Genomic DNA, 24,478 nt, shown 5'->3' with positions numbered 1-24,478 from the left:
TCTCCTACGTTCCGGCTCGATACCTACGAAATTACGTAGGCATCGGGTCGTTTCGTGCACACGGCCTGCGGCCCATAGCCTTGTCGGATGGAGAGATTCGATGCGGTCGACCTGATCATCGCCAAACGCGACGGGCGGGAGCTGCACAGGGCGGAGATCGACTGGCTCGTCGACGCCTTCACCCGCGGCTTCGTGGCCGACTCCCAGATGTCCGCATTCGCGATGGCGGTGCTGCTCAAGGGCATGACGAGGGCGGAGATCCGCGACCTCACCTTCGCCATGATCGACAGCGGTGAGCGGATGACCTTCACCGGTCTCGGCAAGCGGACGACCGACAAGCATTCGACAGGCGGCGTGGGCGACAAGATCACCCTGCCGCTCGCGCCTCTCGTGGCCTCGTTCGGCGTCGCGGTGCCGCAGCTCTCCGGGCGCGGGCTCGGTCACACCGGCGGAACCCTCGACAAGCTGGAATCGATCCCCGGGTGGCGGGCGGATGTCGCGCCCGACGCGATGATCGCCCAGCTGCAGGAGGTCGGCGCCGTCATCTGCGCGGCCGGCGCAGGACTCGCCCCTGCCGACAAGAAGCTCTATGCGCTCCGCGACACGACCGGCACGGTCGAGGCGATCCCGCTCATCGCGTCGTCGATCATGTCCAAGAAGATCGCAGAGGGCACCGCCGCCCTCGTGCTGGACGTCAAGTTCGGCGAGGGCGCCTTCATGAAGAACTTCGCTCGGGCCACCGAACTCGCCCGCACCATGGTGGACCTCGGCAAGGACGCCGGCGTCGCGACGAGTGCGCTGCTCACCGACATGAGCGTCCCGCTCGGACTCACCATCGGCAACGCGCTCGAGGTCCGGGAATCGGTCGAGGTGCTCGCGGGTGGGGGACCGGCAGACGTCATCGAGCTGACCCTCGCACTCGCCAGGGAGATGCTGTCCCTCGCTGGGCTCCCCGATGCGGACCCGGCCGCGGCACTCGCGGATGGGCGCGCGATGGACACCTGGCGGCGGATGATCGTCGCGCAGGGCGGCGATCCCGACGCGGCGCTGCCCGTGGCGAAGGAGACGCACGTGGTGCGGGCCGAGGTGTCGGGGGTGCTCACCGAGCAGCACGCCCTCGCCTTCGGCATCGCCGGCTGGCGGCTCGGTGCGGGGCGCGCGCGTCAGGAGGATTCCGTCGTCTTCGGCGCGGGCGTCGAGCTGCACGCCAAGCCGGGCGACACGGTGGCGGCCGGCGACCCGCTGTTCACCCTGCACGCCGACGACGGGTCTCGATTCGAGCGGGCCCTCGAGGCCGTCGACGGGGCGTACACGATCGCGCCAGAGGGCACGCATTTCGCGCCGCGGAAGCTCATCGCCGACCGCATCTCCTGAATCCGGGAGCAACCCCGCCCCGGTAGGTTGGAGCCATGAGCTTGGCAGGGCAGTATCTGATCAACGGGGTCCGGACCGCGGGTGGCCGCATCGACATCGCGCGGCTTCCGAAGGTCAGTCTGCACGACCACCTCGACGGCGGCCTGCGCCCGCAGACCATCCTCGAGCTGGCCGATGAGATCGGCTTCGAGCTGCCGGCCGACGACGCCGACTCCCTCGGCAGGTGGTTCAGCGAGAGCGCCGCGTCCGGCTCCCTCGTGGAGTACCTCAAGACCTTCGACGTCACCCTCGGCGTGATGCAGACCCGTGAGGGCCTCATCAGGGTCGCCCGAGAGTTCGCGCTCGACCTGGCGGACGACGGAGTCGTCTACGGCGAGATCCGCTGGGCGCCCGAGCAGCACCTGCAGCGCGGGCTCAGCCTCGACGAGGCCGTCGAAGCGGTGCAGGAGGGCCTCGAGCTCGGCATCGAGGACGCCCGTCGCGACAGCGGGCACGTCCTCCGCGTCGGCCAGCTCGTCAGCGCCATGCGGCAGGCCGACCGCAGCCTCGAGATCGCCCAGCTCGCTGTGCGGCATCGCGGCAACGGCGTGGTCGGATTCGACATCGCCGGCCCCGAGAAGGGCTTCCCGCCGAGCCTGCACCTCGATGCCTTCGACTTCCTCGCCGAGTCGTGGTTCCCGGTGACCGTGCACGCGGGCGAGGCGGACAGCCTCGACAGCATCCGCAGCGCGATCATCGACGGCCGTGCCCTGCGCCTCGGCCACGGCGTCAGCGTCGCGGAGGACATCGAGATCGAGAACGAGGACGACGAGACCACCTTCGTCAGCCTGGGCGACCTCGCCCAGTGGGTGAAGGACCGCGAGATCGCGCTCGAGCTCGCGCCGTCGTCCAACCTGCAGACCGAGGCCATCGCCGCCTGGGGCACCGAGCTGTCGGATCACCCGTTCGATCTGCTCTACCAGCTCGGCTTCCGCGTCACGGTGAACACCGACAACCGGCTGATGAGCGGCACGAGCATCACCCGGGAGCTCTCGCTGCTGTCGGACGCGTTCGGCTACGACCTCTCCGACTTCGAGGTCTTCCAGCTCAACGCCGCCGCCGCGACGTTCCTCAGCGTGGAGGACCGCGAGGACCTCGCGGAGAGCATCAGCGCCGGATTCGACGAGCTGTCGGCCTGACCCGCGCGCAGAACCCGTGGCCAGGTGGTTGGCCTGAGGTGAGGAAGACTCAGCGAGGTACACTCGCCCCGTGAAGATCGTGACCATCTGCGGGGCGGGGATCGGCACCTCCGCCATCCTCAAGGTGAGCGCGGAGCGTGCGCTCAGCACTCTCGGCCTCGAGGCCGAGGTGCTGGCGACGAACGTCAGCCGCGTCCGAGAGGATGCGGAGGATGCGCAGGTGATCCTCACGACCGCCGAGCATCTCGGCGCGATCGGCGACACCTACGCGGATGTCATCGTGATCCAGAACATCCTCGATCAGGACGAGCTCACCTCGAAGCTCGAGACCGCCCTCGCCTGACCCATTCCTACGTTCCGGCCGAATGTGCTCGAAATTCCGTGCACATGTGACCGAATCGTAGGTAGTGATCACCGGACGGTCTGGGTCGGTTGTGACCCCGTCTCGCGCGCGACTAACCACGGATACCTACGAAACCCGCGGATACCTACGAAATTACGTAGGTATCGAGCCGGAACGTACACATCGGTCAGAGAAGGGCGGAGGCGCCCTCGCGCAGGCGGGCCAGGGTGAGGCGGCCGTGGGAGCGGCGCTCCAGGACCGAGCCCGTCTCGGAGGCCACGTCGAGATAGACCTTGAGCTTCGGCTCGGTTCCGCTCGGTCGCACGATCACCCGGGCGCCTTCGTTCAGCTGGAAGCGCAGCACGTCGCTCGGCGGCAGCGTCTCCGAACCGGCGGACAGGTCATCCATCGACAGCACGGCCAGCCCGCCGATCGAGGTGGGCGGGTCGGCGCGCAGCCGGCGCATGCCCTCGGTCAGCTGGTCGAGCTGTGCCACTCGGACCGACAGCTGAGCGGAGGCGAAGTTGCCGAACATGGCGTCGAAGTCGTCCTGGAACTCGGACAGCGTCCGGCCCGAGGCACGCAGTCCCATGACGCCCTCGAGCGCGGCGAGCAGGGCTGAGATGCCGTCCTTGTCGCGCACCTTCCAGGGGTCGACGAGGTAGCCGAGCGCCTCCTCGAACCCGAAGGCGAGGTGCGGCACGCGGGAGATCCACTTGAAGCCGGTGAGCGTCTCCTGATAGCCGAAGCCGAGGCGCTCCGCCATCACCCGCAGGCCCGGCGAGGAGACGATGGATGCGGCGAAGTTGCCGGTTCGGCCCTCGCGCTGCATGCGCTGGGCGATGCCCCAGCCGAGGATGAGGCCCAGCTCGTTGCCGCTGAGCGCGCGCCAGCCGCTGCCGTCGGGCACGGCGGCGGCGAGCCGGTCGGCGTCGGGGTCGTTGGCCAGGATCAGCTCGGCGCCCGTCCGGGTCGCGGTGGCGTAGGCGAGGTCGAGCGCTCCCGGCTCCTCGGGGTTCGGGAACACCACGGTGGGGAAGGCCGGATCGGGATCGATCTGCTCCTCCACGAGCAGCGGCGGCGTGATCCCCGCTGCGGTGATGACGCGAGAGACGGTCTCCCATCCGACGCCGTGCATCGGCGTGTAGACCCAGCGGACGGGGACGGGAGGCACCCCGAGCGCGCCCGCGGTTCGGCGCACGTACGCGTCGAGGATGCTCTCGTCGGCGACGGTGTAGTCGTCCGAGCGCTCCAGCTCATCCATCCGCAGGGTGGCGACGACGTCGTCGATCGCTGCGAAGACCTCGGTGTCGGCGGGGGGCACGATCTGCGAGCCGCCGTCGCCATCCCCGAGGTAGAGCTTGTAGCCGTTGTCCCGCGGGGGGTTGTGCGAGGCGGTGATCATCACCCCGGCACCGGCTCGGAGGTGGCGCACGGCGAAGGCCAGCACCGGCGTCGGCAGAGCGCGGGGCAGCAGCGTCACCGCGATGCCGGCACCGGCAAGGATCTGAGCGGTGTCGCGAGCGAACACGTCGGACTTCGTGCGACCGTCGTAGCCGATGACGGCGCTGACCTCTTCGCCCTCCTGTGCGCGGCCGATCAGGAAGCGGGCGAGGCCGGCGGTCGTCTGACTGACGACCACGCGGTTCATCCGGTTCGGACCGCCCGCGACCTCGCCGCGCAGTCCCGCGGTGCCGAAGGCGAGCCGGCCGGAGAAGCTGTCGTGCAGCTCGGCGATCGCCTCGGCGACCTGCCCATCTGCGGCTGTCGCAAGGGTCTCCAGCTCGGTGCGGGTGTCTGGATCCGGATCCTGCGCGATCCAGCTCCGCACCGCCGTGAGCAGCTCGGTCGTCGACGAAGCGTCGGTCACAGCTTGCCCACCACCGCCGCGAGCAGCGAACCGATGCGGCCCTCGGCCTCGCGGCCGGCCTCGAGGACCTCCGCATGGCTGAGCGGCGCGTCCTTGAGGATGCCGGCGGCGACGTTGGTCATCAGGGAGAAGCCGAGCACCTCCATGCCCGCCTGGCGGGCGGCGATCGCTTCGAGCGACGTGGACATCCCGACGAGGTCGCCGCCGATGATCTCGGCCATCCGCACCTCGGCGGGCGTCTCGTAGTGGGGGCCGGGGAACTGGACGTAGACGCCCTCGTCGAGCGTCGGATCGACGGTTCGGGCGATGTCGCGGAGTCGGCTCGAATAGAGGTCGGTCAGGTCGATGAAGGTGGCGCCCTCGAGCGGCGACTTGCCGGTGAGGTTGATGTGATCGCTGATGAGCACCGGCGATCCGGGCTTCCAGCCGCGCTTGATGCCTCCGGCGCCGTTGGTGAGCACCTGGATCTTCGCCCCCGTCGCGGCGGCGGTCCGGACGCTGTGCACGACCCGTCGCACGCCGAGGCCCTCGAACAGATGGGTGCGCGCGCCGATGACGAGCGCGTGCCGGCCGTCGGCCAGCCGGATCGAGCGGAGCGTGCCGCTGTGGCCGGCGACGCCCGAGACGCTGAAGCCCTCGATCTCCGCCGCGGGCACCGTCGCGACGGTCTCGCCGATCAGCTCTGCGGCCCGGCCCCAGCCGCTGCCGAGGGTGAGGGCGATGTCGTGCCGCTGCACGCCGGTGGCTGCGGCGATCTGCTCGGCGGCGCGGGCGGCGACATCGAAGGGGTCGACAGCGAGGTCGTCGAGGGGCGAAGGGGAGGGTGCGTTCACTCGCTCAGCCTACTTTCGAAGCTCCCCGAGCGACGGGAGGCGGACGCATCCTCGCCCTCGCGCGGGGGCGTCGCGCGTCGAGGTCGTGCCGATGCGCGACAATTGCCGCATGGCGTACGAGTTCGAGCGGAAGCAGCGGATCGGTGTCCTGGGCGGCGGCCCGGGTGGATACGAGGCGGCGATCGCGGGAGCACAGCTGGGGGCCGAGGTGACCCTGATCGAGCGCGCGGGCGTCGGCGGGTCCGCGGTGCTGACCGACGTCGTGCCCTCCAAGACCCTGATCGCGACCGCCGAGGCGCGCAGCGCGATCGATGACGCCTCCGACCTGGGCGTGCAGTTCTTCACCCGAGGCGAGTCCGGTCGTGCGGTCCGGCCCGAGATCGCGGTCAACCTCGCGGCCATCAACAAGCGGCTGATGGGTCTCGCCCGCCAGCAGTCCGAGGACATGAAGGCCAACCTCAAGAAGGCCGGCGTCCGGATCGTGACCGGCGAGGGGCGCCTCGAGGGCCCCAGCCGACTCGTGGCGTCGACCGCGAAGGGCGCGGGCGGCCGCGACTTCGATGAGATCGACGTGGACACGATGGTGATCTCCACGGGGTCCAGCCCGCGCGTGCTGCCCTCGGCCATGCCCGACGGCGAGCGGATCATGACCTGGACGCAGCTGTACAACCTCGCCGACGTGCCGGAGCACCTGATCGTCGTCGGCTCCGGTGTCACCGGAGCGGAGTTCGCGTCGGCCTACACCGCGCTCGGCAGCAAGGTCACCCTGATCTCGAGCCGCGACCAGGTCCTCCCCGGCGAGGACGCCGACGCGGCCTCGGTGATCGAGGAGGTCTTCACCCGCAACGGCATGACCGTGCTCTCGAAGAGCCGCGCCGACAAGGTCGAGGTCATCGACGGCGGCGTGCGCGCCACCCTCTCCGACGGACGGATCGTCGAGGGCAGCCACTGCCTGATGGCGGTCGGCAGCATTCCGAACACCGCGGGCATCGGCCTCGAGGAAGCCGGTGTGCAGCTCGACGCCTCCGGACACATCCGGGTCAACCGGGTCGCCCGCACCTCCGTGCCGGCCATCTACGCCGCGGGCGACTGCACGACCTTCCTCCCGCTCGCCTCGGTCGCCTCGATGCAGGGCCGCACCGCGGTGTTCCACGCGATGGGGGATGCGGTCAACCCGACCGAGATCCGCAACGTCGCGAGCAACATCTTCACCAACCCGGAGATCGCGACGGTGGGCTGGACCCAGAAGCAGATCGAGGACGGCATCGCCCAGGGCGAGATCTACAAGCTCCCCCTCGAATCCAACCCGCGCGCCAAGATGCAGGGCATCACCGACGGCTTCGTCAAGCTGTTCGCCCGCACCGGATCGGGCACCGTGATCGGCGGCGTGATCGTCTCGCCCCGCGCGTCCGAGCTGATCCTGCCGATCGCGCTCGCCGTGGAGCACCGCCTCACCGTCGACCAGATGGCCCGCGCGTTCAGCGTCTATCCGAGCCTCTCGGGCTCGATCACCGACGCCGCCCGCGCCATGCACATCGTCAACTGACCCGCCCTCCCGCAGAACGCGTTGCTGCGGACAAAACGCGGTCGGGTACCACCGCGTTTCGTCCGCACTGCCGCGTTACGCGGATCTAGGCGTCGAGGATGTCCAGCAGGACGGTGCCCGACGATACGGTGGCGCCGACCGCTGCACCGATGTTGGCGACCACGCCGTCGCGGTGCGCGGTGAGGGGCTGCTCCATCTTCATGGCCTCGAGGACCGCGACGAGATCGCCCTTGACGACCTTGTCGCCCTCGGTCACGGCGAGCTTGATGATGGTGGCCTGCATGGGCGCCTTGACCGAGTTGCCGGTCGCGGTGGAGACGCCGGCGGTGCCAGCGCCTCGGCGGCGCGGGGCGGACGGCCGGGTGGCGGCCGCTCCGGATGCGACGAGTCGGCCCGGCAGGCTGACCTCGAGCCGCTTGCCGTCGACCTCGACGACCACGCTCTGGCGGGGGACCTCGGGCGGGCTGTCCTCGTCGGCGACGATCGAACCCGACCAGGCCGGGATGTCGTTCGCGAACTCCGTCTCGATCCAGCGGGTGTAGATCCGGAACGCTGATCCGTCGCTCGGCGCGAACGCCTCGTCGCGGACGATCTTGCGGTGGAAGGGGAGCACAGTCGGCAGCCCGGCGACCTCGAACTCGTCGAGGGCACGGCGGGCGCGCTCGAGGGCGTCGGTGCGGTCGCGGCCGGTCACGATGAGCTTGGCGAGCAGCGAGTCGAAGGCGCCGGAGACGACGTCACCCGCCTGCACGCCCGTGTCGACGCGGACACCGGGGCCTCCCGGTGCGCGGAACACGTGCACGGGTCCGGGAGCGGGGAAGAAGTTGCGGCCCGGGTCCTCGCCGTTGATCCGGAACTCGATCGAGTGACCGCGCGGTGCGGGGTCGGAGTAGTCGAGCGTGCCGCCGGCGGCGATCCGGAACTGCTCGCGGACGAGGTCGATGCCGGTGACCTCCTCGGTGACCGGATGCTCGACCTGCAGGCGGGTGTTCACCTCGAGGAACGAGATGGTGCCGTCCTTCGCGACGAGGAACTCGCAGGTGCCGGCGCCGACGTAGCCGACCTCCTTGAGGATGGCCTTCGATGCCGCGTACAGCTGCGCGTTCTGCTCATCGGAGAGGAACGGCGCGGGAGCCTCCTCGACGAGCTTCTGATGCCGGCGCTGCAGCGAGCAGTCGCGCGTCGAGACGACGACGACGTTGCCCTCCGCGTCGGCGAGGCACTGCGTCTCGACGTGCCGCGGCTGGTCGAGGTACTTCTCCACGAAGCACTCGCCTCGACCGAAGGCTGCGATCGCCTCACGGGTGGCGGATTCGAACAGCTCGGCGACCTCCTCGCGCTCGCGGGCCACCTTGAGGCCCCGGCCGCCGCCGCCGTATGCCGCCTTGATCGCGACGGGGAGGCCGTGGATGTCGACGAATGCGAGCACCTCGTCGGCGCCGGAGACGGGCTCCAGCGTGCCCGGCGCGAGCGGGGCGCCGACCTTCTCGGCGACGTGTCGGGCGCTGACCTTGTCGCCCAGCTGCTCGATGGCCGCGGGCGGCGGGCCGATCCAGACGAGGCCCGCGTCGAGGACGGCCCGCGCGAAGTCGGCGTTCTCGGCGAGGAATCCGTAACCCGGATGGACGGCGTCGGCGCCGGATCGGCGAGCGACCGAGAGGATCTTCTCGATCACGAGGTAGGTCTCGGCGCTGGTCGTGCCGCCGAGCGCGTACGCCTCGTCGGCGAGCAGCACGTGAAGGGCGCCGCGGTCCTGATCCGCGTAGACGGCCACCGAGCCGATGCCCGCATCCTTCGCGGCGCGGATCACGCGCACGGCGATCTCGCCGCGATTCGCGATCAGGACCTTCGTGATGGCACGGGTGGTCGGAGGCGCGCTCGGCTGCGCTGTCGGGCTCGGCATCCCCCTAGCCTATTGACGCGATCGGGTGCCCCCTTGACGACTCGACACAAAGATCCGGCGGAACTGCGCCGGGTGCCTACAAGGTGGTCGGGGAGTCAGCGATTCCAGAGGTCTGCGAAGGGAACTCCGAAGGCGCCCAGGAGGTTGCGCAGCGTGGGCAGCGACAGCCCGACGACGGTGGATGGATCGCCCTCGATCCGGCTGATGAACGGTGCGCCGAGGCTGTCGATCGTGAACGCTCCCGCCACCTGGAGCGGTTCGCCCGACGCGATGTACGCGCCGATCTCGGCGTCCGTGATGTCGGCGGCGAAGCTCACCGACGCCTGGGCGACGGCGGTCTCGACTCGACCCGTTCCCCCGGCACGGGCGTCGATGAGCGTGTGGCCCGAGAAGAGCACGCCCGTGCGACCCCGCTGCAGCTCCCAGCGCTGCCGCGCGACCTCGGAGGTGTACGGCTTGCCGTAGATCACTCCATCGAGCACGAAGGCCGAGTCGCCGCCGAGGATGAAGCCGTCGATCTCATCGCGGTGCGCGGCGAGCACGGCGTAGGCCTTGGCGGTGGCGAGGAGCTGCACGAGCTCTGCGGGCGCGAGTGCGCGCTCGCCGGCCTCCTCGGCGAAGGCGACCGCAGCCGGCTCGTCGACCTCCGACGGCAGCACGATCGGCTCGACCCCGGCTGATCGCAGCAGTGCGAGCCGGGCGGGGGAGGTCGATGCCAGGTAGAGGCGGGGGGATGGGGGCACGGATGCTCCTCTCTTGGGCCTCCGGCAGCGCGGAGGCCCTGTGTCATGCTCGAGGGATGCCTCATGCTCCCAGACCCGCTGACGGCCCCGGTTCGACAGGCAACGGATCCGGCGGTGGCTCGGGCAGGGCCTCCAACGGCGGCTCGGGCGGCGGACCCGGCAGCTCGTCGGGAGGATCGCCGGCAGGCTCGGGCCGATCGTCGCACGGGCGCGGGAAGCCGCGCGGCAAGGCGCCGTCCGGACGCCGGCCCGGCGGAAGCGCGGCAGATGCGCCGCGTGGGGGAGCGCGTCCCAAGTCGCCGGCGGGGCCTCCCTCACCCGAGATCGGCCGGGAGGTCGAGGTCGAGATCACCGGTGTGGCCCACGGCGGAGTGTTCGTCGCCCGATCCGAGGGCCGGGTCGTCTTCGTGAGCGACGCGCTGCCCGGCGAGCGCGTCGTCGCCCGGATCAGCGACGCCTCCCACGACCGCTTCTGGCGGGCAGAGGCCGTCCGTGTGCTCGATGCATCCGCCGACCGGCAGGACCACATCTGGTCCGTGGCCGGCATCGATCGAGACCCGGATGACCGCGCGGGCGGGGCCGAGTTCGGCCACATCCGGATCGACCGCCAGCGACTGCTCAAGGAGCAGGTCCTCGTCGAGAACCTCCAGCGGATGGCGGGCCTGGCGGTCGACGGGGATGGCGGCAGCGGCTCTGACAGCGGCGGCTCTGACAGCGGCGGCCCGGACATCGACACCACGGTCCGTGCCATCGAGGGCGCCGAGGACGGCACCGGCTGGCGCACCCGCGTCCGGCTGCATGTCGGCGACGATGGGACCATCGGCCCCTACGCCGCTCGTTCGCACCGCGTGATCCCGGTGACCGATCTCCCGCTCGCTGCGCCCGAGCTCGCCGAGGTCGCGCCGTTCGGCCGCGCGCAGCCCGACATCGACGGCATCGACCTCGTCCTGCCCTCCCTCGGATCGGCGTCCGTCGCGGCGTTGAGGGCGGGACGGCGATCCGATCCGAGCGGCGTCATCGTGGAGCGCGTCGGCGGGCGGGAGTTCCGCCTCGCCCGCAGCGGCTTCTGGCAGGTGCATCGCTCCGCGGCGCAGACCCTGACCACAGCCGTGCGCGAGGCGATCGACGACCAGCTGTTCGACGCGGGCGCCCAGAACCTCGACCTCTACGGCGGCGTCGGCCTGCTCGCCGCGGCGGTCGGGGACCGGTTCGGCAGCGCGACCAAGATCGAGACCGTCGAGTCGGATGAGTCGGCCACCGCGTTCGCGCAGGAGAACCTCGCGGACTGGATCGGCGCCACCGCCGTCACCGCCCGAGTCGACCGCTATCTCGCCGGCGTCCTCCGCACAGCCGACAACGCGCGGCGCAGTCGACTGCGGCGCGGAACGGTCGTGCTCGACCCTCCCCGCTCCGGTGCGGGCGGCGCCGTCGTCGACCAGCTCGTCGAGCTGCGGCCCGCCCAGATCGTCTACGTGGCCTGCGATCCGGTCGCGCTGGCCCGCGATATCGGCGGATTCCGACGCAAGGGGTACGAACTGGTCCGGCTCAGAGCGTTCGACCTGTTCCCGAACACCCACCACGTCGAAGCGGTCGCCACGCTCGTCCCTGCGTGACCCGATCCGGCCCGCTCGGTCGCTCGCGCCTCCCAACCGGGGGACGAAGCGCCGCGCAGGTGTGTCGCAGCCCCGTTTCGAGCGCCCAACCCCGCACGCTGAGAGTCATTACGCGCCGTGAAGTGGGGGCGTAGCACCGGGGTACATTCCGGGGGTCCGCGAAGTACGATTGGCTCGCGGCCTTGGGGAAGGCCTAATGGGGGAGAAACGTGAACGAGGTTCAGTTGATCGACGGACCAGATCTGACCAGCCCGGCACTTGCCGCTGCGGCGCCGAGCCTCGGCGCGTACAGCGCCGCTGCCGGCGAGATCGTCAGTACGGCCGCAGGCGTCACAGATGCCGCCGCTGAGGTCCGTCCGACTCCTGCCTACCGCGTCGCCGCGGTCGACGACCACGAGTCCGTCCGCCTCGGCCTGAAGGCCGCCTGCACCGACGCCGGACTCACCTTCATCGAAGAGGCGCCGGGGGTCGACGCTCTGATCGCCGCCCTGAACGGCCGCGAGGTCGATGTCGTCGTGCTCGACCTGTCGCTCGGCGACGGCTCCAGCGTGACCGAGAACGTCAAGAAGATCCAGGCCACCGGCGCCGGAGTGCTCGTGCACTCCATCGCCGACCGCGTCGCCAGCGTCCGCGAGGCGCTCGCCGCAGGCGCGGCGGGAGTCATCCCGAAGTCGGCCGCCACCCAGACCGTCATGGCCGCCATCAAGACCGTCGCCAGCGGCGAGGTCCTCAACAACCTCGACTGGGCGAGCGCGATCGACGCCGACGCCGACTTTGCCCGTGCTCAGCTCGGCCGTCGCGAGCGCGACGTGCTGCACCTCTACGCATCCGGCCTGCCGCTCAAGATGGTGGCCGGCCAGCTCGGCATCGCGCCGTCCACGGCGCGCGAGTACCTCGACCGCATCCGCGTGAAGTACGTGGAAGTGGGGCGCCCCGCGCCGACCAAGGTCGATCTGCTGCGTCGCGCAGTTGAGGACGGCATCCTGCCCGGTCTCGACCCCGACGCGTCCGATGAGCGATAGAGCGCTCCAGGCTCAGGATTCCGCTGTCGAGGACGACTCCTCCGACAGCAGCGCTGCCGAGAAGCGCACCAAGGCCACACCCGAGCTCCGCTCCGTGGCCAATCCGATCACCTCGAGTCAGATCGAGGTCGTCTCCACTCGCGCAGTGAGCATCTTCAGCGTGCTCTTCGGGCTGCAGACCCTGCCCGCCCTGATCAGCCAGCTCGGCCTGATGGACAACAGCTGGGGGCTCACCGGAGTCATCAGCGTCTACGGATCGCTGGCGCTGGCAGGACTCGCCTCGATCTTCCGCCAGTGGACGGCGCCGCTGTTCGGGCTCGTGTCGGCCGTCTACCTCGCCGTCGTGATCTCCTGGATCCTCTTCTCCACCCACCCGCTGGTCGGCGACGACGCCCCATGGGTCTACTACCTCTGCAACGTCGCCACCGCGTGCGCGGTCGTCGCGGTGCGGAAGAACTGGTGGCTTCCCGCCATCTACATCGTCGTCGTCTCCATCCTGATCGGCTTCCTCCGCGCCTCGCCCGCCGGCGGCGGCCTGGGCTGGCGCTTCGCCATCTTCGACGTCTTCTACGGCCTGCTGCTCGGCTTCGGGATCCTGGTGATCGTCGTCTCCCTGCGTCACGCGGCAGCTCAGGTCGACATCGCCCAAGCGGACGCGCTCGTCAGCTACACCGGCGCCGTGCGGGAGAACGCGACGGAGTCCGAGCGGGTCGCCATCGACGCCCTCGTCCACGACAACGTGCTCATCTCGCTGCTCTCCGCCGCGCGGGCTCGGACGCCCGAGACCAAGGTGCTCTCCGCACAGATGGCGCGCAACGCGATGCGCCATCTCGTGGAGGCGCAGTCGCGCTTCCCGGGCGCAGACCACCCCATCGACCTGCGGATGTTCGCCAACAAGGTGCGCCTCGCGGTCGCCGACCAGCAGGCGCCCTTCGACATGCACGCGCGCGGCATCGACACCTCGATGATCCCGCAGAATGCGGCGGACGCCCTGCTCTCCGCGGCCACTCAGGCCATGGTCAACAGCGTCAACCACGCCGGCAAGGGGGGCGGCGCGATCACCCGCACCGTCGTCGTGCAGGGCGAGCCCGGGGGAGTGTCGGTCACCGTCACGGACAACGGCACCGGGTTCGACATGGACCTCATCCCGCTCGAGCGCCTCGGCGTGCGCACCTCGATCCTCGAGCGCGTGTCGAACGTCGGCGGCCTCGCGACCGTGAAGTCGGCACCGGGGGAGGGCACCGTGATCTCCGTCATCTGGCCGGCGCCCGAGACCACGGACCTCGACACCTCGATGGCTGCCGCGCCCGCGCGCGAGCTCAGTCGGGAGTGGTGACATGGTCCACATCCCCAAGCACTTCGTGCTCCTGCTGGGCGCGATCTTCTCCGCGTACCACGTCGTGCTCGCCTGGTCGGGAACGTCGATGGTCGAGAAGATGGCGCCCCTCATCGTCGCGATCGCCATCTACGCGCTCGCGACGGTCATCAGCCTCTGGCCGAAGAGCCCGAACGCCATGCCCATGTGGATGGCGGCCCTCAACGTCGGCGTCTCGCTGACCCTCTGCTTCCTCGTCACCAGCGGACTGGATCCTGCGGCGCAGAACGGCTACGCCACCTGGCACGTCGCTGCGATCGGCACGCTGATGACGATCACCGCCGTGCGCGGGCAGTACACCTTCGCCTGGATCGGCGTCGGCGCACTCGTGCTGCAGACGATCGTCTGGGCCGGTCCGCTCGCCCTGCTCGGCATCGGCGTCATCGGCAGCGTCGTCTGGGTCGGCGTCGCCCACATGATCGCCCGCGCGCTCGCGAAGGCGGCTCGCGACGCCCGCCAGTTCGCCCTCGCCGAGCGCGAGGCGGCGGAATGGCAGGCCGGTCAGGAGGCTCACCTCTACGAGCGTCAGTTCCGCCTCATGCAGACCAGCCGCGTCGCCCTTCCCATGCTGCAGAAGATCGCCCTCAGCGGCGGCAATCTCAGCGAGGAGGACCGCGAGGAGTGCTTCCATCTCGAAGGCGCGCTGCGCGACGAGATCCGCGGACGACGACTGCTCAACGATGCGGTGCGCGCCCAGATCATGATCCTCCGGCGGGCGGGCACCCAGGTGTCGCTGCTCGATGACGGGGGAGTCGACGATCTCGACGAGGCCGAGCTCGCTCGCGTGCTCGATGATCTGGCGAACACGCTCGTTGGCCTGAAGACCGACCGCGTCATCATCCGCACCGTGCCGCAGGGCTCGGCGGCCGCTGTGACCATCGTCGCCTTGAGCGCACCCGATGGCAGCAACGCCAGCCTGCTCTCCGACGACCACGACGACGAGGTGGATCTCTGGAAGGAGATCCCTCGGGATGCGAATGCCGTCCCGGTTCTCGCCGGCGCCTGGGGCGACGACGATGAGGACGAAGAGGAACTCGCGCGGCGCGATCTGCTCTGACGCCCGCGACATGCTCCGGCTCTTGCACCAGTGGGGCGTACCCTGGTAGACCGACCTGTTCGGGGGTGATTCCCTGATGAGACGCCTCAATAAGGCTGAGAATGTCCCCTCTATGTCCCCCTAAATGCCGACTAGTACGGACATTGAGAAACCGGGAGTATTACTCATAACAGGTGACTCTGTAACAGAGTCATCGCCGGGCATTCGCTGACTAGGGTAAGCGAGCGGATGATCTGGGGGCGAGTCAGGATGATATTCGGGTTGTCATCCTGATTCGGAACAATCAGTGGGGCCGGTCCAGGGGTGGATCGGCCCCCTTTCCGTTAACCGGGGCGATCGGCGCCGTTCAGGCGATCTGCGCGTGCTCCCGAACGGATCGAGGGAGGGCTCAGTGCCAGGTGGAGGTGTGCAGCGGCTGACGGATGGATCGGCGGTTCTGCTCCCAGCCGCTCGGTGCCGCCGGTGCGCTCACCGCGGTGATCCGAGGGAGCGCCTGGAGGACCGCGATGACCGCGGCCGTCTCCTCGTCGGTGGGAACGCCAGAGGTGACGCGCACGTCCACCGGCGTCTCCTCGGGCTCCCGGCCCGACGGCTCGTCGCCTGATCGCACGTCGCCTGATCGCTCGTCGGGGCTCACAGCGGGATGTTCCCATGCTTCTTGGGCGGCAGGCTGGCGCGCTTGGTGCGCAGCGCCCGCATCGCCTTGAGCACGACCACGCGGGTGGCCGCGGGCTCGATCACGCCGTCGAGCTCGCCGCGCTCCGCCGCGAGGAACGGGCTGGCGACGTTGTAGGTGTACTCGTTGGCCAGACGGGTGCGGACGGCGGCGACGTCCTCGCCGGCCTCCTCGGCCTTGCGGATCTCGCCGCGGTAGAGGATGTTCACCGCGCCCTGGCCGCCCATGACGGCGATCTCCGCGGTCGGCCAGGCGTAGTTGAGGTCGGCGCCGAGTTGCTTGGAGCCCATCACGATGTAGGCCCCGCCGTAGGCCTTGCGGGTGATCACGGTGACGAGGGGGACCGTGGCCTCGGCATACGCGTAGAGCAGCTTCGCCCCACGGCGGATGACGCCGGTCCACTCCTGATCCGTCCCCGGCAGGTAGCCGGGCACATCGACCAGGGTGAGGATCGGGATCGAGAACGCGTCGCAGAACCGCACGAAGCGTGCGGCCTTCTCGCCGGCCTCGATGTTGAGCGTCCCCGCCATCGCGCTGGGCTGATTGGCGACGATGCCCACCGAGCGCCCTTCGATCCGGCCGAAGCCGACGACGATGTTGGGTGCGAACAGCGGCTGGGTCTCGAGGAACTCGCCGTCGTCGACGATGTGCTCGATGACGGTGTGCACGTCGTAGGGCTGGTTGGGGCTGTCCGGGATGATCGTGTTCAGCCGTCGGTCGGCGTCGGTGATCTCCAGCTCGGGCTCGGCGTCATAGACAGGAGCGTCCGAGAGGTTGTTGTCGGGCAGGAAGGCGAGCAGCGAGCGCGCGTAGTCGAGTGCGTCGTCCTCGTCGCTGGCCAGGTAGTGCGCGACGCCCGAGCGGGTGTTGTGGGTGAGCGCGCCGCCCAGCTCCTCCATGCCGACGTCCTCGCCGGTCACGGTCTTGATCACGTCGGGTCCGGTCACGAACATCTGGCTGGTCTTGTCGACCATGATCACGAAGTCGGTGAGCGCGGGGGAGTAGACGGCGCCGCCCGCGGCCGGGCCCATCACGATCGAGATCTGCGGGATGACCCCGGACGCCGCCGTGTTCTGGCGGAAGATCTCGCCGTACTTGCCGAGGGCGACGACGCCCTCCTGGATGCGCGCCCCACCCGAATCGAGGATGCCGATGATCGGCACGCCGGTCTTGATGGCGTGCTGCATGACCTTGATGATCTTCTCGCCGGCGACCTCGCCGAGCGATCCGCCGAAGATGGTGAAGTCCTGGGAGTAGACCGCCACCTGACGGCCGTGGATGGTGCCGAGGCCGGTGACGACGGCATCGCCGTACGGACGGTTCCTGTCCATCCCGAATGCGTGCGTGCGGTGGCGGACGAACTCGTCGAGCTCGACGAACGAGCCGTGGTCGAGGAGCTGGTCGATCCGCTCCCGAGCGGTCTTCTTGCCCTTGGCGTGCTGCTTGGCGATCGCGGCCTGGCCGCTCGCGGTGACCGCCTCGTGATACCGGTTGTTGAGGTCCTGCAGCTTGCCCGCCGTGGTGCGCATGTCAGGCGCAGTCGGCGTGGGTGCCTCGACCCCCGATGGATCGCTGGATGTCGTGAGATCAGTCTGTGCTGGATCCTTCAGGGTCACGCGGTTCACCCTACCGGCGGCCCAACCGCCCGACTTGTTGACGAATCGCACAAATGCCAGACCTGTACTCAGTTCCGGCGAAGGCGTAGCGGAGCGCGGTTCAGGCGCGACGGAGCTGGAACTGGTGTCGCGCGCTGCGGAGGGCGCGCAGCAGCCCCCAGTAGGTGACGCGCAGCATGGCTTCGGCCACGATGCTCTTGCTCATCTTCGAGGTGCCCGCGATCCGGTCCCGGAAGACGATCGGCACCTCGACCATGGGCACGCGAGCGTCGCGCACCCGCAGAGTCATCTCGATCTGGAAGCAGTAGCCGTGGGAGTGCACGTCGTCGAGGTCGATGCCGGCCAGCACGGATGTCCGGTAGGCGCGGTAGCCGGCGGTGCAGTCGTGCACGGGCAGCTGCAGCAGGGTGCGGGCGTAGCGATTGCCGCCGCGGCTCAGCCACTGCCGGGCCGCTCCCCAGTCCACGAGGCGTCCGCCCGGGATCCAGCGCGATCCGATGACCAGCCCGACGTCCGGGCGCCGAGCGAGCACGTCGAGGAGTGCGGGGAGCGATTCCGGCGGGTGGGAGCCGTCGGCGTCCATCTCGACGACCACGTCGTAGTCGTGGGCGATGGCCCATGCGAAGCCCGCGAGATAGGCGCGACCGAGGCCGTCCTTCGTGATCCGATGCAGGACGTGCAGCTCGCCGTGCTCCGCCGCCAGCCGATCGGCCAGCTCGCCGGTGCCGTCGGGACTGCCGTCATCGACCACGAGGATGTCGATGCTGCGGCCGTTCACTGCGGGGAGAGCCTGAACCGCACCCGTCACGATCGGCAGGTTCTGCAGCTCGTTGTAGGTCGGGATCACGACGAGCACCCGCGACGGCGGGGTCTGCTGCGCGTTCACGTCGGCAATCATAAACGGCGAGGCGCCGGCAGACTGGGAGCTGGACGGGTGTCAGTTGAGGGTCTCCTATGACACTCGGACCGGGTGGGCACTAGCGTCGAACTCATGCAGCTCCCGCTCTCGGCGGATATCGCCGCCCGTCTCTGGTGGCTCGACGAGTCGCCGTCGACCAATGACGATCTGCTCGGTCGCGTGCGGGCCTCCGGCGACGATCCGCTGCCGAGTCTCTCCGTCGTCGCCACGGACACGCAGACCGCGGGCCGCGGGCGACTCGGCCGGGTGTGGACGACGCCGCCCCGCTCGGCGCTGGCCGCCTCCGTCCTCCTCCGGCCGCGGAGTCCGCTCGACACCTGGGGGTGGCTGCCCCTGATCGCCGGAGTCGCGATGACCCGCGCAGTGACTGCCGCCGGCGCGCGGGCCGAGCTCAAATGGCCGAACGACGTCCTGATCGACGGCTTGAAGGTGAGCGGCATCCTCGCCGAGCTGCTGCCCGACGCCAGTGGGGTCGTCGTCGGCTCCGGCGTCAACCTCACGCTCGATGAGCGCGAGCTGCCCGTCCCGACCGCGACCTCGCTGCTGATCCAGGGGGCGGACACGGCCATCGACCCCTTGCTGGCCGCCTACCTGACCGAGCTGTCCGCGCTGCTCGGCTCATTCGACGCGGCGGGCGGCGATGCCGAGCGCGGCGGAGTCCACGCGGCGGTCCGAGTGGCGTGCGGCACCCTCGGACGATCCGTCCGGGTCATCCTGCCGTCCGGGGAGGAGCTCGTCGGCGAGGCCGCCGACATCGACGAGACGGGTCGACTGCTGGTCACGAATGCAACGACTGCGCAACGCCTGGCTGTCGCCGCGGGCGACGTGACCCACCTGCGGTATAAGTAGGCACATGGCACGGGCGGGGGCATGACGAGCGCCGGGGTCGGGGGCACTCGACGCGGCTCTCGATCGAGCGCGCCCGGCGCCCCGAAGGGGAGCCAGACCGGGAACCTCGGCGGCCGATCGGGTCGCATGGAGCAGCCCGAGACCGTGATCGCCCGGCTGCACACCTCCGGTCGGCGGCTGATCCTGCCGGCCGTCCTCCTCGTGCTGATCGCCGGTACCACCGCCTACCTCTACGGCCGGCTCCCCGAGCAGTGGGAGAACATCGCGCTCGCCTTCGTGGCGGCCACCGTCGCCCTGTTCGTCGTGCTGTTCCCCTACCTCTTCTGGCTCAGCCGGGTCTACGTGATCACGACGCGTCGGGTGGTGCTGAAGAGCGGCTTCTTCACCCGCGAGCGTCAGGAGCTGATGCACACCCGCGGCTACGCAGTGACGCTGCGCCGCGGACCGCTGCAGTTCGTGGTCGGCAGCGGCGACATCCGGATCGATTCGGGCGCCGACCGCCCCATCGTGCTGCGTGACGTGCCGCGGGCCGCTCTCGTGCAGGCGACGCTGGCGGATCTGATGGAGAACAGCACCCACGTCGCGACCACGCGCCAGCAGCAGCTCGACGCCACCCGCAGGCCCTTCGACCCGAGGTAGCTGAGCCCGCTCCGCGGCTCAGCTACCTCGGGTCGAAGAAGTCCGTTGGCTGAGGAGCAAGGTGCTCTGGATGCGACTCGTCGTGATGGACGGTCGGTGGCGTGGCCCACGGCCGCTCGGGTCGAGGTTCGATTTGCTTGAGTGTCGCTGGCCCCCGTCTGCGGGTGCTCGCTTAGGGTCATCCAGGACAAAGGGGGGCTCAGTGGTCGAGGTACGCGCGAATCAGGTGACCGGACACGGACGTCTGCGCCTTCTGGATGCCATGCGTCTCATAGCCGCGCTGTCGGTGGTGCTGTTTCACTACACCTCTCGCGTCAACGTCGCCTGGGGCAACGATGCCCCCCAGGTGCTCTGGGCGCCGCTGAGCACTGTGACGTCCTATGGCCTGATGGGCGTCGACTTCTTCTTTCTCATCAGCGGCTTCGTGGTGCTGATGAGTGCCTGGGGGGCTGACCTTCCCAAATTCGTCGCCTCGCGGGTCGGTCGTCTGTATCCGGCCTACTGGGTGGCGGTCATCCTGACCGCCACGGTCCTGTTCTTCAACCGTGGTCTGTGGATCGGGGGGTCCTGGGATTCGGTGAGGCCCTTCGGCGTCCTGATCAACCTGACGATGATGCAGGAGGCCTTCGGCGTCCCGCACGTCGACGGCGTCTACTGGTCCCTCTGGGCGGAACTCAAGTTCTACGTGATCCTCGGCGTGTTCCTCATGGTGGGCATCACCCGGCAGCGTGTGCTGCTGCTGGCGATCGCCTGGCCCGTCGTCGGCAGCCTGCTGACCGTGCTCGGACTCCCGATCGTCAATGACCTGCTGATGCCGCGCTACGCGCCGTTCTTCGCGGCAGGCATGATCCTCTACCTGATCTTCCGAGAGGGCTGGACCTTGGTCTCCGGGCTCGCGCTCCTGCTCAATTGGACACTCATGGTCCGGATCGCCTATGTCGACGTGGTGCAGCGCATCACGGAGCAGACATCGATACCGGCGAACCCCACGGTCATCGCGGCCCTCTTCACCGCCTTCATCGCCATCATCGCTCTGATCAGTCAGACGAGGCTGGCCAGTATCAGCTGGAGATGGCTCACCCTCGCGGGCTCTCTCACCTACCCGATCTACCTGCTGCACATGGTCATCGGCTGGTGGGCGATCTCGATGCTCTACCCGGCCCTTCCGAAGACGGTCGTCCTCGCCATCGTGCTCGGGGGACTCTTCTTGGTCGCCTATCTCATTCACCGTCTCGTCGAGAGGCCCCTCGGCCCCATTCTGCGGAGGAGGGTCGAGGCGGGCCTCCGATATGCACCTGGATCTGTGACGTCCCCGCCACGGTCTGCAGAGTCAGTGAGGTCGGGAACGCCTGCCTCCCACCCGCTGTCCGCCGCAAAGGGAGCGGACCTCGGCCATGTCCTACCGGCCGAGCGAGCAGTGGAGCCGACGAGGGTCTGACGGGGTCCCGGCTGTCGCCGACTCTTGGAGGGCAGCCGGTCCGCCCGCCAGCAGGCATTGACGACGCTGCTCGACAACGTCGGGTCCCCGGAGGCTCCGATCGTCAGCGACCAGCGCGCTTCGGGTGGAACACCCAGTACCGATACAGCGCGAACCGGACGATCGAGCCGAGCACGAGCCCGATCACATTCGAGGAGATGTTGTCGGCTAACAGCGAGGTGAAGCCGAGCAGGTAGTGCGAGACCCACAGGCAGGCGAGGCCGATGCCCATGCCGAGCAGGCTGACCGCGAAGAACTCCAGCCCTTCCGCTGCGCCATTGCTGCGGCGGTGCGGGCCGAACGTCCAATACCGGTTGCCGAGCCAGTTCGCGACGATCGCCACCGCGGTGGAGATCAGCTTCGCGATCAGCGGACCCTCATGCACACTCTCGGGGGAGAGGACGGTCGCCCGCAGCAGGTTGAAGATGCCGAAGTCCAGCGCGAAGCCGACGCCGCCGACGAGCGCGAACTTCGTCAGCTGAGCCATCAGCGCCTGGAGGCGCACGGGGATCCGACTACGCAACCCCGCAGTGGCGGCCGATCCGGCCGTCGGCTGGCCTCCGGCATTCGCGGTCGCAGCCGCCGACGAGGCGGCGTTCCGTGCGGATGCGGTCATGCGGGAGTCCAGTCGATGGGCGAAGATGGTCTGCGGAAGTCGGCAGTCTAAGCAGTGGGGGTTACGTGAGTCTGAGCGTCGGAGTGGTCGGCGGCGGCCAGCTGGCCCGGATGATGATCCCCGCGGCGATCGAGCTGGGCATCGAGATCAAGGTTCTCGGAGAGACGCCGGAATCGTCGGCGCGGCTCGCCGTCAGCGAAGTAGGGGACTACCGGGACTCCGCCACCGTGCTCGCCTTCGCGGAAGGCGTCGACGTGATCACCTTCGATCACGAGCACGTTCCTCAGCCGATTCTTCGAGAACTCGTAGCTCGCGGTGTGCAGGTCCGGCCCGGCCCGCACGCCCTCCTGTACGCGCAGGACAAGCTGCTGATGCGCGAGCGCCTGGGCCAGCTCGGTCTCCCGGTGCCCGACTGGGCGCGGGTGTCGGATGCCGGTGAGCTCGCCGAGTTCCTCGCCGACCATGACGGTCGCGCAGTGGTGAAGACTCCGCGCGGCGGGTACGACGGCAAGGGCGTCCGCGTGGTCAGCAGCGCGAGCGAGGTCGCGGACTGGTTCGACGCCGCCGGGGGAGACCTCCTGGTCGAGGAGCTGGTGGAGTTCCGTCGTGAGCTCGCCCAGCTCGTCGCCCGTCGGCCGTCGGGAGAGATCGCCGCCTGGCCGCTCGTCGAGACCGTGCAGCGCGGCGGCGTCTGCGCCGAGGTCCTCGCTCCCGCGCCGAGGTCGGCGGGCTCGCTGAGCGATACCGCCAGCGACATCGCCTACCGGGTCGCCGAGGGTCTCGACGTGACCGGTGTGCTCGCCGTCGAGCTGTTCGAGACGACCGATGACCGAGTCCTCGTCAACGAGCTCGCCATGCGCCCGCACAACTCGGGTCACTGGACCATCGACGGGTCGACGACCAGCCAGTTCGAGCAGCACCTTCGAGCCGTCCTGGATCTGCCGCTCGGCGCGACGGGATGCCGCGACACCTGGAGCGTCATGGTGAACATCCTCGGCGGCCCCGCCACGGGGACGCTCGCCGACCGCTACCCACGTGTGCTCGCCGATCAGCCGACCGCCAAGGTGCACAACTACGGCAAGGATCCACGTCCGGGCCGCAAGGTCGGCCACGTCACCGTCGGAGGGGACGACCTCGACGAGGTCGTCTACCAGGCGCGCGCCGCAGCTGCCGCCTTCGACTGAGCGCAGCGAGCGACCTGAGCTGCCCAGTTCTGCCGCCTGGCGCACGTTCCAGGCGGCAGAACTGGGCAGTTCGGTCGATGCAGTCGGCGGAGCAGCACGCCATACGATTGCGAGCATGGCGGAACGCATCATCGGCTTCACCGTGCAGGGCACGCCCACCCCGACGAATCCCTCTCCCGCAGCGACACCCGGGAGGACGGACGAGACCGCGGATCCGATCGTCGGAGTGGTCATGGGCTCCGACTCCGACTGGTCGGTGATGGAGGCGGCTGCCGACGCGCTCGCCGAATTCGATGTGCCGTTCGAGGTCGAGGTGCTGAGCGCGCACCGGACACCCGAGCGGATGCTCGCCTACGGCAAGATCGCCCGCGAACGCGGCATCCGCGTCATCATCGCGGGAGCCGGCGGAGCCGCGCACCTGCCGGGCATGCTCGCCAGCGTCACTACCCTCCCCGTCGTCGGGGTGCCCGTCCCGCTGAGCAGACTCGACGGGCTCGACTCCCTGCTGTCGATCGTTCAGATGCCCGCCGGTGTTCCCGTCGCGACAGTCTCGATCGGCGGAGCGCGCAACGCCGGTCTGCTCGCGGTGAAGATCCTCGCCACATCGGATGACGCGCTCGACGCCAAGCTCGCCGCCTTCGCCGAGGACCTGGCGGAGCAGGTCGAGAAGAAGAACGACGCCCTGCACGAGTCGATCGCGGCGAAGGCCTCTAAATAGTCGGAATGCCGGGCAACGCGGAGTGATCCCGGCGCTCTCGCGACTCGCGGGCGGCTGATAGGTTTCTCGCACCCCCGCTCAACTACCCGAGACGAGCCCCGGTTGCCCCGACCACCCCTCTCTTCGCCGCGCCCGCGCGAGGCGCCTTCCGCATCCGGTCGCCGTCTGCGCCTCGTGGCGACTGCCGGAATCGTCCTCGGCGCGCTCGTCGGCCCGGCCGTCGCCGCGCCCGTGTTCGCGACCGGGTTCGGACATCACGACTCGAGCGGCGGTGGGCTCGGCGACCTGGTCAGCGGCATCTTCCACGACTCGCTGTCCGGTGACGTGGAAGGGCTGATCGGCCGCGTGCTCACACCCGCGCCCGTCGTGCAGGCGCCTGCGCCTGCACCGGCGCCCGCAGCACCGATTCCAGCTCCGCCGGCTCCTGCTCCGCCGGCTCCTGCGCTGCCGGCTCCTGCGGACCCGGCTCCTGCGCAGCCAGCGCCGATCGTTCAGGCGCCCGCCGCTCCGGCGCCGCTACAGGCGGAGGCGCCGGTAGGGGCCACGCCCGTAGCCCCTGCAACGACCTCGACGGCCGAAGCGACGCATTCGGACCTCGCCGAGGTGTCAACCGCTTCGACCGGAGGGACCGCCTCGCAGGCGTCCCCGTCCGCAGTCTCGTCGACTTCGCCCATTCCCCGCACCCAGGCATCTGCTCCGTCGCCCACCGCGTCCACTGTGCCCGGTCCCCGGCCGACCGGAGTGGAGGCGGACGCATCCTCAGCCGGTGAGGGAGATGCCGCGAGCAGCGCGGCGCCAGTGAGCCCGCCGTCGAACGCTCTGCTTGCCACGGTGCTGGCGATCGCCTTGGCGATGACCGTGCTCTTCGTGATCGGCGTCATCGTGCGCGCCGTCGTCGGACGCCGCTGGTAGCCCATCGGCGCGACT

Annotated in this window: 22 protein-coding genes; 14 read left to right on the top strand and 8 right to left on the bottom strand. The window is 69.6% G+C overall.

Annotated features, from left to right (window positions below; translation table 11 throughout):
• The first annotated feature begins 87 nt into the window (after positions 1 to 87).
• The 3 genes from E6C64_RS09535 to E6C64_RS09525 all read left to right on the top strand — a co-directional run bounded on the left by E6C64_RS09535 (position 88) and on the right by E6C64_RS09525 (position 2,895).
• On the top strand, positions 88 to 1,374 hold the full coding sequence (locus E6C64_RS09535; RefSeq protein ID WP_136427274.1) for a thymidine phosphorylase: 1,287 nt from the start codon (positions 88 to 90) through the stop codon (positions 1,372 to 1,374).
• A 35-nt stretch (positions 1,375 to 1,409) separates the two neighbouring features.
• Positions 1,410 to 2,552 (top strand): adenosine deaminase, encoded by a 1,143-nt coding sequence (locus tag E6C64_RS09530; RefSeq protein ID WP_136427273.1) that lies wholly within the window; start codon positions 1,410 to 1,412, stop codon positions 2,550 to 2,552.
• A gap of 70 nt (positions 2,553 to 2,622) precedes the next feature.
• The gene (locus E6C64_RS09525) at positions 2,623 to 2,895 is read left to right on the top strand and encodes a PTS sugar transporter subunit IIB (RefSeq protein ID WP_136427272.1); all 273 of its coding nucleotides are present in this window, start codon (positions 2,623 to 2,625) and stop codon (positions 2,893 to 2,895) included.
• Between the two features lie 187 nt (positions 2,896 to 3,082).
• On the opposite strand, the gene E6C64_RS09520 is transcribed toward E6C64_RS09525, so the two are convergent.
• A complete protein-coding gene (locus E6C64_RS09520; protein ID WP_136427271.1) occupies positions 3,083 to 4,765 on the bottom strand; it encodes a phospho-sugar mutase in 1,683 nt (560 codons plus the stop codon).
• The gene (locus E6C64_RS09515; protein ID WP_136427270.1) at positions 4,762 to 5,598 is read right to left on the bottom strand and encodes a purine-nucleoside phosphorylase; all 837 of its coding nucleotides are present in this window, start codon (positions 5,596 to 5,598) and stop codon (positions 4,762 to 4,764) included. The genes E6C64_RS09520 and E6C64_RS09515 overlap by 4 nt, the downstream gene beginning before the upstream one ends.
• A 109-nt stretch (positions 5,599 to 5,707) precedes the next feature.
• Between E6C64_RS09515 and E6C64_RS09510 the strand changes: the two genes are divergently transcribed.
• Positions 5,708 to 7,144 carry an NAD(P)H-quinone dehydrogenase gene (locus tag E6C64_RS09510; RefSeq protein WP_136427269.1) on the top strand — a complete coding sequence of 479 codons (1,437 nt, stop codon included), beginning with the start codon at positions 5,708 to 5,710 and terminating at the stop codon, positions 7,142 to 7,144.
• A gap of 85 nt (positions 7,145 to 7,229) precedes the next feature.
• On the opposite strand, the gene E6C64_RS09505 is transcribed toward E6C64_RS09510, so the two are convergent.
• On the bottom strand, positions 7,230 to 9,047 hold the full coding sequence (locus E6C64_RS09505) for an acetyl/propionyl/methylcrotonyl-CoA carboxylase subunit alpha (protein WP_136427268.1): 1,818 nt from the start codon (positions 9,045 to 9,047) through the stop codon (positions 7,230 to 7,232).
• A 95-nt stretch (positions 9,048 to 9,142) separates the two neighbouring features.
• The gene (locus E6C64_RS09500; RefSeq protein ID WP_136427267.1) at positions 9,143 to 9,790 is read right to left on the bottom strand and encodes a Maf family protein; all 648 of its coding nucleotides are present in this window, start codon (positions 9,788 to 9,790) and stop codon (positions 9,143 to 9,145) included.
• 56 nt (positions 9,791 to 9,846) lie between these two features.
• Between E6C64_RS09500 and E6C64_RS09495 the strand changes: the two genes are divergently transcribed.
• The 4 genes from E6C64_RS09495 (at position 9,847) to E6C64_RS09480 (ending at position 14,857) form a co-directional block, all read left to right on the top strand.
• A complete protein-coding gene (locus E6C64_RS09495) occupies positions 9,847 to 11,403 on the top strand; it encodes a class I SAM-dependent RNA methyltransferase (protein ID WP_136427266.1) in 1,557 nt (518 codons plus the stop codon).
• Positions 11,404 to 11,711: 308 nt separating this feature from the next.
• Complete coding sequence (locus E6C64_RS09490) at positions 11,712 to 12,425, top strand: response regulator transcription factor (RefSeq protein ID WP_136427526.1); 714 nt, start codon at positions 11,712 to 11,714, stop codon at positions 12,423 to 12,425.
• Positions 12,415 to 13,761, top strand: coding sequence for a sensor histidine kinase (locus E6C64_RS09485; protein WP_136427265.1), 1,347 nt, complete (start codon positions 12,415 to 12,417; stop codon positions 13,759 to 13,761). Before E6C64_RS09490 ends, E6C64_RS09485 begins: the two co-directional genes overlap by 11 nt.
• A 1-nt stretch (position 13,762) precedes the next feature.
• Positions 13,763 to 14,857 carry a DUF8320 family protein gene (locus E6C64_RS09480; protein ID WP_233255544.1) on the top strand — a complete coding sequence of 365 codons (1,095 nt, stop codon included), beginning with the start codon at positions 13,763 to 13,765 and terminating at the stop codon, positions 14,855 to 14,857.
• Between the two features lie 388 nt (positions 14,858 to 15,245).
• On the opposite strand, the gene E6C64_RS09475 is transcribed toward E6C64_RS09480, so the two are convergent.
• From E6C64_RS09475 to E6C64_RS09465, 3 genes are all read right to left on the bottom strand, one after another.
• Positions 15,246 to 15,494 carry an acyl-CoA carboxylase subunit epsilon gene (locus E6C64_RS09475; protein WP_199241002.1) on the bottom strand — a complete coding sequence of 83 codons (249 nt, stop codon included), beginning with the start codon at positions 15,492 to 15,494 and terminating at the stop codon, positions 15,246 to 15,248.
• On the bottom strand, positions 15,491 to 17,062 hold the full coding sequence (locus tag E6C64_RS09470; protein ID WP_136427523.1) for an acyl-CoA carboxylase subunit beta: 1,572 nt from the start codon (positions 17,060 to 17,062) through the stop codon (positions 15,491 to 15,493). The genes E6C64_RS09475 and E6C64_RS09470 overlap by 4 nt, the downstream gene beginning before the upstream one ends.
• Before the next feature lie 187 nt (positions 17,063 to 17,249).
• Complete coding sequence (locus E6C64_RS09465; protein WP_233255543.1) at positions 17,250 to 18,035, bottom strand: polyprenol monophosphomannose synthase; 786 nt, start codon at positions 18,033 to 18,035, stop codon at positions 17,250 to 17,252.
• 105 nt (positions 18,036 to 18,140) lie between these two features.
• Between E6C64_RS09465 and E6C64_RS09460 the strand changes: the two genes are divergently transcribed.
• The 3 genes from E6C64_RS09460 to E6C64_RS09450 all read left to right on the top strand — a co-directional run bounded on the left by E6C64_RS09460 (position 18,141) and on the right by E6C64_RS09450 (position 20,994).
• Positions 18,141 to 18,917 (top strand): biotin--[acetyl-CoA-carboxylase] ligase, encoded by a 777-nt coding sequence (locus tag E6C64_RS09460; protein WP_136427263.1) that lies wholly within the window; start codon positions 18,141 to 18,143, stop codon positions 18,915 to 18,917.
• Positions 18,918 to 19,043: 126 nt separating this feature from the next.
• Positions 19,044 to 19,556: a PH domain-containing protein gene (locus tag E6C64_RS09455; protein ID WP_158437822.1), complete on the top strand. Its 513-nt coding sequence runs from the start codon at positions 19,044 to 19,046 to the stop codon at positions 19,554 to 19,556.
• A 202-nt stretch (positions 19,557 to 19,758) separates the two neighbouring features.
• Positions 19,759 to 20,994, top strand: coding sequence for an acyltransferase family protein (locus E6C64_RS09450; protein WP_158437820.1), 1,236 nt, complete (start codon positions 19,759 to 19,761; stop codon positions 20,992 to 20,994).
• Positions 20,995 to 21,097: 103 nt separating this feature from the next.
• On the opposite strand, the gene E6C64_RS09445 is transcribed toward E6C64_RS09450, so the two are convergent.
• On the bottom strand, positions 21,098 to 21,649 hold the full coding sequence (locus E6C64_RS09445) for a GtrA family protein (RefSeq protein ID WP_233255542.1): 552 nt from the start codon (positions 21,647 to 21,649) through the stop codon (positions 21,098 to 21,100).
• Between the two features lie 65 nt (positions 21,650 to 21,714).
• On the opposite strand from E6C64_RS09445, the gene E6C64_RS09440 reads away from it, so the two are divergent.
• The 3 genes from E6C64_RS09440 to E6C64_RS09430 all read left to right on the top strand — a co-directional run bounded on the left by E6C64_RS09440 (position 21,715) and on the right by E6C64_RS09430 (position 24,463).
• Entirely contained in the window at positions 21,715 to 22,833 is a 1,119-nt protein-coding gene (locus E6C64_RS09440; protein WP_199241001.1) for a 5-(carboxyamino)imidazole ribonucleotide synthase, read from the top strand.
• Between the two features lie 232 nt (positions 22,834 to 23,065).
• Positions 23,066 to 23,551 (top strand): 5-(carboxyamino)imidazole ribonucleotide mutase, encoded by a 486-nt coding sequence (purE, locus tag E6C64_RS09435; RefSeq protein ID WP_233255575.1) that lies wholly within the window; start codon positions 23,066 to 23,068, stop codon positions 23,549 to 23,551.
• A 174-nt stretch (positions 23,552 to 23,725) separates the two neighbouring features.
• Positions 23,726 to 24,463, top strand: coding sequence for a hypothetical protein (locus tag E6C64_RS09430; protein ID WP_136427259.1), 738 nt, complete (start codon positions 23,726 to 23,728; stop codon positions 24,461 to 24,463).
• Positions 24,464 to 24,478 lie beyond the last annotated feature (15 nt).

This window comes from Naasia lichenicola (assembly GCF_004801885.1).
In the GTDB taxonomy this organism is placed as follows: domain Bacteria; phylum Actinomycetota; class Actinomycetes; order Actinomycetales; family Microbacteriaceae; genus Naasia; species Naasia lichenicola.
The sequence above is the reverse complement of the archived record's forward strand: the minus strand, read 5'-3'. Positions and strand labels throughout refer to the sequence as shown.

Bases quoted from the DNA above. Each gene is read 5' to 3' on its own strand.
- purE (WP_233255575.1), top strand. From the start codon at position 23,066: ATGGGCTCCGACTCCGACTGGTCGGTGATGGAGGCGGCTGCCGACGCG.
- E6C64_RS09530 (WP_136427273.1), top strand. From the start codon at position 1,410: ATGAGCTTGGCAGGGCAGTATCTGATCAACGGGGTCCGGACCGCGGGT.
- E6C64_RS09495 (WP_136427266.1), top strand. From the start codon at position 9,847: ATGCCTCATGCTCCCAGACCCGCTGACGGCCCCGGTTCGACAGGCAAC.
- E6C64_RS09535 (WP_136427274.1), top strand. From the start codon at position 88: ATGGAGAGATTCGATGCGGTCGACCTGATCATCGCCAAACGCGACGGG.
- E6C64_RS09510 (WP_136427269.1), top strand. From the start codon at position 5,708: ATGGCGTACGAGTTCGAGCGGAAGCAGCGGATCGGTGTCCTGGGCGGC.
- E6C64_RS09445 (WP_233255542.1), bottom strand. From the start codon at position 21,649: ATGACCGCATCCGCACGGAACGCCGCCTCGTCGGCGGCTGCGACCGCG.
- E6C64_RS09480 (WP_233255544.1), top strand. From the start codon at position 13,763: ATGGTCCACATCCCCAAGCACTTCGTGCTCCTGCTGGGCGCGATCTTC.
- E6C64_RS09460 (WP_136427263.1), top strand. From the start codon at position 18,141: ATGCAGCTCCCGCTCTCGGCGGATATCGCCGCCCGTCTCTGGTGGCTC.
- E6C64_RS09470 (WP_136427523.1), bottom strand. From the start codon at position 17,062: ATGCGCACCACGGCGGGCAAGCTGCAGGACCTCAACAACCGGTATCAC.
- E6C64_RS09505 (WP_136427268.1), bottom strand. From the start codon at position 9,047: ATGCCGAGCCCGACAGCGCAGCCGAGCGCGCCTCCGACCACCCGTGCC.
- E6C64_RS09455 (WP_158437822.1), top strand. From the start codon at position 19,044: ATGGAGCAGCCCGAGACCGTGATCGCCCGGCTGCACACCTCCGGTCGG.
- E6C64_RS09485 (WP_136427265.1), top strand. From the start codon at position 12,415: ATGAGCGATAGAGCGCTCCAGGCTCAGGATTCCGCTGTCGAGGACGAC.